General features: G+C 74.2%; 8 protein-coding genes. 6 read left to right on the plus strand and 2 right to left on the minus strand.

Annotated elements, in window-relative coordinates; genetic code table 11:
• The 3 genes from ABWI04_RS40450 to ABWI04_RS40460 form a co-directional block, all read left to right on the plus strand.
• The coding region (locus ABWI04_RS40450; protein ID WP_353835713.1) for a glycosyltransferase family 4 protein at positions 1-634 on the plus strand (634 nt) is incomplete at its 5' end.
• A gap of 227 nt (positions 635-861) precedes the next feature.
• The gene (locus ABWI04_RS40455; RefSeq protein ID WP_345184269.1) at positions 862-1,866 is read left to right on the plus strand and encodes a TerC family protein; all 1,005 of its coding nucleotides are present in this window, start codon (positions 862-864) and stop codon (positions 1,864-1,866) included.
• 75 nt (positions 1,867-1,941) lie between these two features.
• Positions 1,942-4,137: an acyl-CoA dehydrogenase family protein gene (locus tag ABWI04_RS40460; RefSeq protein ID WP_353835714.1), complete on the plus strand. Its 2,196-nt coding sequence runs from the start codon at positions 1,942-1,944 to the stop codon at positions 4,135-4,137.
• 210 nt (positions 4,138-4,347) lie between these two features.
• Here ABWI04_RS40460 and ABWI04_RS40465 read toward each other — a convergent pair whose 3' ends face one another.
• Positions 4,348-4,689 (minus strand): hypothetical protein, encoded by a 342-nt coding sequence (locus tag ABWI04_RS40465; RefSeq protein WP_353835715.1) that lies wholly within the window; start codon positions 4,687-4,689, stop codon positions 4,348-4,350.
• 128 nt (positions 4,690-4,817) lie between these two features.
• Between ABWI04_RS40465 and ABWI04_RS40470 the strand changes: the two genes are divergently transcribed.
• The 3 genes from ABWI04_RS40470 to ABWI04_RS40480 are packed head-to-tail and all read left to right on the plus strand — an operon-like array spanning position 4,818 to position 7,517.
• Positions 4,818-5,252, plus strand: coding sequence for a hypothetical protein (locus ABWI04_RS40470; RefSeq protein WP_353835716.1), 435 nt, complete (start codon positions 4,818-4,820; stop codon positions 5,250-5,252).
• A complete protein-coding gene (locus tag ABWI04_RS40475) occupies positions 5,249-6,118 on the plus strand; it encodes an AAA family ATPase (RefSeq protein WP_345184277.1) in 870 nt (289 codons plus the stop codon). The genes ABWI04_RS40470 and ABWI04_RS40475 overlap by 4 nt, the downstream gene beginning before the upstream one ends.
• A gap of 1 nt (position 6,119) precedes the next feature.
• The gene (locus ABWI04_RS40480; RefSeq protein WP_353835717.1) at positions 6,120-7,517 is read left to right on the plus strand and encodes a vWA domain-containing protein; all 1,398 of its coding nucleotides are present in this window, start codon (positions 6,120-6,122) and stop codon (positions 7,515-7,517) included.
• Between the two features lie 6 nt (positions 7,518-7,523).
• Here ABWI04_RS40480 and ABWI04_RS40485 read toward each other — a convergent pair.
• On the minus strand, positions 7,524-8,397 hold an 874-nt coding region (locus tag ABWI04_RS40485), incomplete at its 5' end, for an MFS transporter (RefSeq protein ID WP_353835718.1).

An 8,397-nucleotide genomic window follows, 5' to 3' on the forward strand; every position in this document is an offset into this window, starting at 1 on the left:
GGCGCCGCCCGGTCCCGCCGTCCGCGCCGACGTGCGGGCCGAGCTCGGCGTGGGGGAGCGGCCGCTGGTCGTCACCGTCGCCCGGCTCGCCGAGCAGAAGGGCCTGCCGACGCTGCTGGACGCCGCGGCGGCGTGGGCGGGACGGACCCCGCCGCCGCTCGTCGCGATCGCGGGCGACGGGCCGCTGGAGGGCGAGCTGCGCGCCCGGATCGAGGCCGAGGACCTGCCGGTCCTGCTGCTCGGCCGCCGCTCCGACGTCGCCGGACTGCTGGCCGCCTGCGATGTGGCGGTCGTGCCGAGCGTGTGGGAGGGGCAGCCGCTGGTCGTCCAGGAGATCCTGCGGGCGGGCCGGCCTCTGGTCGCGACCCGCGTCGGCGGGATCCCGGGGATGGTGGGCGCCGGGGAGCGGGGCGAGGACGTCGCGCTGCTGCAGGAGCCCGAGTCCGACGCGGCGCTGCTGGTGCCGCCGAACGACGCGGAGGCGCTCGGGCGCGCGGTGAGCCGCGTCCTGGACGATCCGGCGCTCGCGGCGCGGCTGGGCTCGGCCGCCGCCCGGCGGTCGGCGCTGATGCCCGGCGAGGACGACGCCGTCGACCAGCTGGCGGGGCTGTACCTGGAGCTGACCGGACCTTAGACGCGGTTTCCCGCGCTCGGGTTCGAAGACGGCGCCGAAAAATCGCGGGGGAGGGGAACCGCCCCGGAGCGGCCCGCGTTGAAGCAGGTAAGCGGAGGGGAGTATCCCCGCGCGCGGTTCTCGTCAGTACGGTCGGCCCATGCCGGCCCGGGTTCCGCGGCCCGTACCCGATCGCAGGGCGGGAGAGACCTCCGGCGCTCGTCTCATGTCCGCCGGAGGTGTTCACGTTGTCGGTCTCACCCCTTGTCTGGGGCCTCACCATCGCGGCGATCCTTGCGATCATCGCCGCCGACCTGTTCCTGATCCACCGCAATGACACGCGGGAGTTCACCACCCGCCGCGCCGCCTTCTGGTCGGTGGTCTACATCGGTCTCGCCGTGCTCTTCGGCCTCGGAGTCTGGCTCTTCTCCGGCGGGGAGCACGCCGCGCAGTACTTCGGCGGCTTCGTCATGGAGAAGAGCCTCAGCGTCGACAACCTCTTCGTGTTCATGGTGATCCTCGCCAGGTTCGCCGTGCCCAAGCACGCCCAGCACACGGTGCTGATGGCGGGCATCGTGATCGCGTTGGTGCTGCGCGGCGCGTTCATCGCGGTCGGCGCCGCCGCCATCGCGACCTTCACCTGGGTGTTCTTCCTGTTCGGCGCGTTCCTCATCTGGACGGCGATCGGCCTGGTCCGCGGCGGCGACGAGGACGAGTTCAAGGAGAACGCGCTGCTGCGCTGGGCCAAGCGCGTCATCCCGACGTCGGACGAGTACGACGGCAGCCGGTTCCTCACCCGGCGGGGCGGGCGCCGGCTGGTCACCCCGATGGCCATCGTGATGATCGCTATCGGCTCGACCGACGTGCTGTTCGCGCTGGACTCCATCCCCGCGATCTTCGGGCTCACGACCGAGCCGTACCTGGTCTTCACCGCCAACGCGTTCGCGCTCATGGGCCTCGTCCAGCTGTACTTCCTGCTCGGCGGCCTCGCCGACCGTCTCGTCTACCTCGGGCACGGGCTGGCGTTCATCCTCGGCTTCATCGGCGTCAAGCTGATCCTGCACGCGCTGCACGAGTACGGCGCCGGCTGGGCCCCCGAGATCCCGATCTGGCTGTCGCTCGCCGTGATCGCCGGGACGCTGGCCGCCACCGCGGTGGCGAGCCTCGCCGCGGGCCGCAGGCCGTCCCGCGAGCCGCTCCCGGAGGCCGAGCCCGCCGCCGGGGCGGAGACCGGCGCGACACGCGAGAGCTGAGAGCGGACCGCGTCCCCCCATCATCCGAATGCTGTTCTAGAATCTCGGTCAAAAGGGTCGAGAGAGGGTTGACGCATGGCCATCGGGCTGACCGAGGAGCATGAGGCGCTCGCCGATTCGGTGCGCGGCTTCGCCGAGCGCAACATTCCGGCGACGGCCGTCCGGGCCGCGCTGGACGCGGAGGAGGAGACGAGGCCCGGGTTCTGGCCGGCCCTCGCCGAGCAGGGCCTGCTGGGCCTGCACCTGGACGAGGAGCACGGCGGGCAGGGCTTCGGCCTGCTGGAGCTGTCGGTCGTGCTGGAGGAGCTGGGCCGCGCGGCCGCGCCCGGCCCGTTCCTGCCGACCGTGCTCGCCAGCACGGTCATCGACGCCTCCAGCAACGCCAAGCTGCGAGCGGAGCTGCTCCCGGGCCTCGCCGACGGGTCGCGGACGGCCGCCGTCGCGCTGGACGGCGAGCTGACCGGCCGCCGCGAGGGCGACGCGCTCGTGGTGTCGGGGACGGCGGCCACGGTGCTCGGCGCCGCGCTCGCCGACGTGCTCGTGCTGCCCGTCGCCGTCGACGATGGCGAGCAGTGGGTCGCGCTGGACGCGGCCGACCTCGCCGTCACCCCGGTGCCGAGCCTGGACCGGGTCCGGCGCGTCGCCTCCGTCGAGGTCTCCGGCGCCTCCGTCGCCGCCGACCGCGTCCTGGACGGCCTCACCGCCGGCCGGGTCCGGGACCTGGCCGCCGCGCTGTTCGGCGCCGAGGCCGCGGGCCTGGCGGGGTGGCTGGTGACGACCGCCGCCGAGTACGCGAAGGTCCGCGAGCAGTTCGGCCGCCCGATCGGGCAGTTCCAGGGCGTCAAGCACAAGGCCGCCCGCAGCCTGATCGCCCTGGAGCAGGCCCGCGCCGCCGCCTGGGACGCCGCCCGCGCCCTGGACGAGGGCACGGAGGAGGCCGGGTTCGCCGCCGCCGTGGCAGCCGTCATCGCGGTGGACGCCGGGGTGCAGACCGCCCGCGACGCCATCCAGATCCTCGGCGGCATCGGCTTCACGTGGGAGCACGACGCCCACGTCTACCTGCGCCGCGCCCTGACGCTGCGGGCGCTGCTCGGCCCGTCCAAGGGCTGGGCCGCCAAGGTCGCCGCGCTCGCGCTGGACGGCGGGCGCCGCGAGGTCGTGCTGGAGCTGGACGAGGACGCCCAGCCGCTGCGCGAGCGGATCCGCGCCGAGATCGCCGAGCTGGCCGCGATCGAGGACAAGGACGCGCTGGCCGAGCGCCTCGGCGACGAGGGCTGGACCGTCCCGCACTTCCCCAGGCCGTGGGGGCGCGAGGCCGGGCCGGTCGAGCAGATCCTGATCCAGCAGGAGCTGCGGGCCGCCAAGGTCAGGACGCCGAATCTCGGGATCGGCGCCTGGCTGGTGCCCTCGCTCGTCCGCTACGGGACCGACGAGCAGAAGGAGCGGTTCCTGCGGCCGACGCTGCGCGGGAAGATCGTGTGGTGCCAGCTGTTCTCCGAGCCGGGCGCCGGCTCGGACCTGGCGTCCCTGTCGATGAAGGCCGAGCGGGTCGAGGGCGGCTGGAGGCTCACCGGCCAGAAGATCTGGACGTCGCTCGCCCAGCACGCCCAGTGGGGCTTCTGCATCGCCCGCACCGACCCCGCGGCGGCCAAGCACGACGGCATCACCTACTTCCTCGTCGACATGGCGTCCGAGGGCGTGGACGTCCGCCCGCTGCGGGAGCTGACCGGCGACGCGCTGTTCAACGAGGTCTTCCTGGACGGCGTCTTCGTCCCCGACGACCGGGTGGTGGGCGAGGTCAACCAGGGCTGGCAGGTCGCGCGCAACACCCTGTCCAACGAGCGGGTGTCGCTGTCGACCGGCGGCGGCCTCGGCATGGGCGTCCCCGAGCTGCTGCGGTTCTTCGCGAACCGGGAGCTGGACGCGGTCGCGGCCGCCGAGGTCGGCAGGCTCGTCGCCCAGGGCCAGTCGATCGACCTGCTCGGCCTGCGCACCACGCTCAAGCAGCTGAACGGCGTGGAGCCGGGCGCGGAGGCCAGCGTCCGCAAGCTGCTCGGCGTCCAGTTCAACCAGGACGTCGCCGACCACTGCTGGGCGGCGCAGGGCGCGGCCGCGGCCACCGAGGTCCCGATGGCCGAGAGCGGCATCGTGGGCCGCGCCATGCTGTTCAGCCGCGCGATGACGATCTACGGCGGCACCACCGAGGTGCAGCTCAACATCATCGGCGAACGCATCCTCGGCCTCCCCCGCGACCCCGAACCAGGCAAGTAACCCCACGACCGCAGCCCCGACCACGGGCAGGAACCTCAGCCCCCGGCCACGGGCAGGCGCGTGGAGCGAGCGCAGCGAGCGCAACGCGCCTGCCCGTCGAGCCGGGCGACCGGAGCGACACCGACCCACCCGCACGGGCACGACGAGCCGCACAGTGGCGTGAGGATCGCCCGGCTCGTGACGGGGGTTCCAGGGGGTCGCCCCCCTGGGTCAGCGCGGCCGGAAGGTGTAGGTGAAGTTGACGATGACGATGCCGGCCAGGGCGATGAGGAGGCCGGGAAGGCCCGCGTTGACGACGGCGATCGCGCTGAGCGGGATCGCGGCGAGCAGCGACAGCACCGCCATGGCCAGGCTGTGGTCGCGGTCGCCGTGCCGCGGCTCGGGCGCCGGGACGCGGCGGCGGGAGCGCGGCGCGACGGCGCGGGCGTCGAGGGTTTCCTCGATGCGGTCGACGACCGTCTCGATGAAGGCGTCGTCATAGTCGGGCCCCAGCTCGCGCCGGGCCGCCATGGCCGCCGTGAGGTCGTCGCGCGGCAGTCGTGGGGTCGTCATGACACCGTTATAGGCGGGCGGGGAGGGCTGCCGCGTCACTCCCCGGTGCCATGTGGCGGCTACCCCTCAGGTGTGAGCGGACGCGCAGGTAGGATTCCGCTCTTGTCCCAGGAAATCCGGAGGTCCCCGTGACAGTGCGGGCCCGTTCGACCGCCCTCGCCGCCTGCGCCGCCGCGGCCGGGCTGGCCCTCGCGGGATGCGGCGGCGGTGAGAAGCAGGCCGCGGACGCCGCGCCGTCCGCTCCGCCCACCACGCTGGCGCCGCTGCCGGCGGTGCGGGCCGCCGACGTCAAGCCGCTGGTGGGACGCTGGGTCGGCGCGGCCAAGGACTACTTCCGGTTCAAGGCCGACGGCAGCGGCGTGTGGGTGCGGGGCCGGCAGAAGCTGTGGAGCGGTTCGGCCATCCCCGAGGGCGGCGGCAGGTACCGCTTCTCGTGGAACGGCGGCGACCCGAAGACCGCGTCCTACTGGGGCGTCGCGCTCAGCGAGGACAAGGCGTCGCTCGTGTTCGCCGGGACCAACCAGACCTACAAGAAGGCCGCCGCGCGGAAGGGCAAGGGATGACCGACGCGATGTTCGCCTCACCCGCCGACGCCGGGCGCAGGCTCGCCGGCGTCCGCTACCTCGCCGACGACGAGATCGCCACGACGGTGTTCCTGGCGCAGGCGCTCGGCAAGCCGCTGCTGGTGGAGGGGCCGGCGGGGGTCGGCAAGACGGAGCTGGCGAAGGCGGTGGCGGCGGCGACCGGCGCGGAGCTGATCCGCCTGCAGTGCTACGAGGGCCTGGACGAGGCCCGCGCGCTCTACGAGTTCAACTACAAGAAGCAGCTCCTCGCGATCCAGGCCGCGCCCGCCGACCGGGCCTGGCAGGAGACCCACGACGACATCTTCTCCGAGGAGTTCCTGCTGGAGCGGCCGCTGCTGGCGGCGATCCGCCGCAGCGACCCGACGGTCCTGCTCATCGACGAGGCGGACAAGGCCGACGTCGAGGTCGAGGGCATGCTGCTGGAGGTGCTGTCGGACTTCCAGGTGACGATCCCCGAGCTCGGGACGGTGGCGGCGGTCCGCCGCCCGTTCGTGCTGATCACCTCGAACGCGGCGCGGGAGCTGTCGGAGGCGCTCAAGCGCCGCTGCCTCTACCTGCACCTGGACTATCCGGCGCCCGACCGGGAGCGCGACATCGTCCTCGCGCAGGTGCCGGGCATCGAGGCGGAGCTGGCCGAGCAGCTCGTCCGCACCGTCGGCACGCTGCGCGACCTGGAGATCAAGAAGGCGCCGTCGATCGCGGAGACCGTCGACTGGGCCCGCACCCTGCTGGCCCTCGGCCTGGACGACCTGGACGAGGCCGCCGTGGGCCGCACCCTCGGCGTCGTCCTCAAGCATGCCTCCGACCAGGAGCGCGCCGCCAAGGAACTCGGGTTGAGCGGCTGACATGGCCTCACTCGTCGACCGGCACACCGGGTTCGTCGCGGAGCTGCGGCGGGCCGGGCTGCCGGTGTCGGTCGCCGAGGGGCTGGACGCGGTGCGCGCCGTGCGGGCCGTCGACCTGCTCGACCGGGAGTCGCTGCGCGCCGCGTACGCCGCGACGGTCGTCAAGCGGCCCCAGCACCGCGCGACGTTCGACACGCTCTTCGACCTGTGGTTCCCGGCGGCCGTCGGGGACGGCGCGGGAGCGGCGCCCGACCCCGGGCGCCCGGCGAGGACGGTCGACGACGACGGCAGGCCCGTCCCCGCTGCGCTCGACCCGCGGGTGCAGCGGCGCAGGGAGGAGCTCGCCGACCTGCTCCTGTCCGGGGACGACGCCGGGTTGCGCCGGTTCGCCCGGCTGGCCGTCGCCGAGTACGGCCGGACGCCCGGGCAGGAGTCGTGGTTCTCCTCCGGCGTGATGAGCGCGCTGTCGCCGGAGACCCTGATGGCGCGGCTGCTGGAGTCGGTCCTGGCCGGGCGGGAGCGCGGCGGCATGGCCGAGCGCGTCGCGCGCCGGACGTTCCGCGACCGCATCTCCCGGTTCTCCGGCCTCGTCGCGGGCGAGGTGCGGCGCCGCATCGCCGAGGACACCGGGGTCGAGCGGACTGCCCGCATCGCCGTGCGCCCCCCGCTGGAACGGCTCGACTTCGCCGGCGCGACCCGCGCCGAGATGGAGGCGCTGCGCCGCGAGGTCTACCCGCTGGCGCGCAGGCTGGCGACCCGGCTCGTCCAGAAGCAGCGGCACGGGCGGCGGGGCCGGCTCGACTTCCGCCGGACGGTCCGCGCGTCCCTGTCCAGCGGGGGAGTGCCGCTCACCACCCACCACCGGCCGCGGCGCCCGCACCGGCCCGAGCTGGTGGTGCTGTGCGACGCCAGCGACTCGGTGTCGGCGTTCGCGCACTTCACGCTGCTGCTGACGTTCGCGCTGCGGGAGCAGTTCACCAAGGTCCGCGCGTTCGCCTTCATCGACGCCACCGACGAGATCACCAAGTACTTCGCGCCGGGCGCGGACGTCACCGGCGCGATGACCCGCCTCGCCGCCGAGGCCGACCTCGTGTGGATCACGGGCCGGTCCAACTACGGCCACGCCTTCAAGGTGTTCGACGACAAGTACCGCGACGCCGTCACCCCGAGGACGTCCCTGCTGATCCTCGGCGACGCCCGGTCCAACTACGGGGAGCTGTCCCTGCCGATCGTGCGGTCGATGGCGGACCGGGCCCGGCACGCGTACTGGCTCAACCCGGAGCCGCGCTCCCAGTGGGACACCGGCGACTCGGCCGCGTCCCGCTACGGCGAGCTGGTCCCGATGTACGAGTGCCGGAACCTGACCCAGCTGGCCGCCTTCGTCGAGGAGCTCGCCTAGCCGGGTTCAGGAGGCCCGGTCGCGGATGACCAGGGCGAGGACGGCGTAGGCGAGCGCGGCGACGGCCGAGACGACCATCGCGACGTTCGTGCCGTGCGCCAGCGAGGCCGCGTCGTGCCCGAACCCCGTCGCGACGGCCCCGACGATCGCCACGCCCAGCGACGCCCCGATGTAGCGGGCGGTGTTGTTGGCGCCCGCCCCCATGCTGGCGCGGTCGGCGGGGACGCTCTCCACGGCGAGCCGGGCGAGCATCGCGTTGGTCAGGCCGCTCGCGACGCCGGCGGCGGCGAGGCCCGGCACGAGCCGCCACCAGTGCGCGTCCGGGGCCAGGGCCGCCAGCGCGAGCTCGCTGACGCCGGCGAGCGCGAACCCGGCGGCGAGCAGGCGCCGGACGGGCAGCCGCGCCGGGAGGCGGTGGGCCTGCAGGGCGACGACGAACGACAGCCCGGACCAGATCGCCAGCACCAGCGCCGCCGCGATCGCGGACAGGCCCATCACCAGGCTCATCATCGTCGCCAGATAGGTCATGACCCCGATCACGGCGAGCCCGGTGACGAGCGCCCCCGTCACCGACAGCAGGAACGCCGGCCGCCGGAACAGGGCGAGCTCGACCATCGGCTCCCGCCGCCGCGCCTCGACGAGGACGAACGCGGACAGCAGGACGGCCGCGGCGGCGAACAGCGCGAGGACGCCCGGGGACGTCCAGCCGGTGCGGCCCCAGGTGATCGCGGCCACCAGCGCCGCCACGCCGAGGCTCATCGTGGCCAGTCCCGGCACGTCCACGCCGCGCGGACGCTCGGCCCGCGACTCGGTGAGCGCGCGGGAGGCCGCCGCGGCGAGCGCCGCGGACGCGGCCACCGTGGCCCAGTACCACAGCCGC

This window comes from Actinomadura sp. NPDC000929 (assembly GCF_040492065.1).
Lineage (GTDB): Bacteria > Actinomycetota > Actinomycetes > Streptosporangiales > Streptosporangiaceae > Spirillospora > Spirillospora verrucosospora.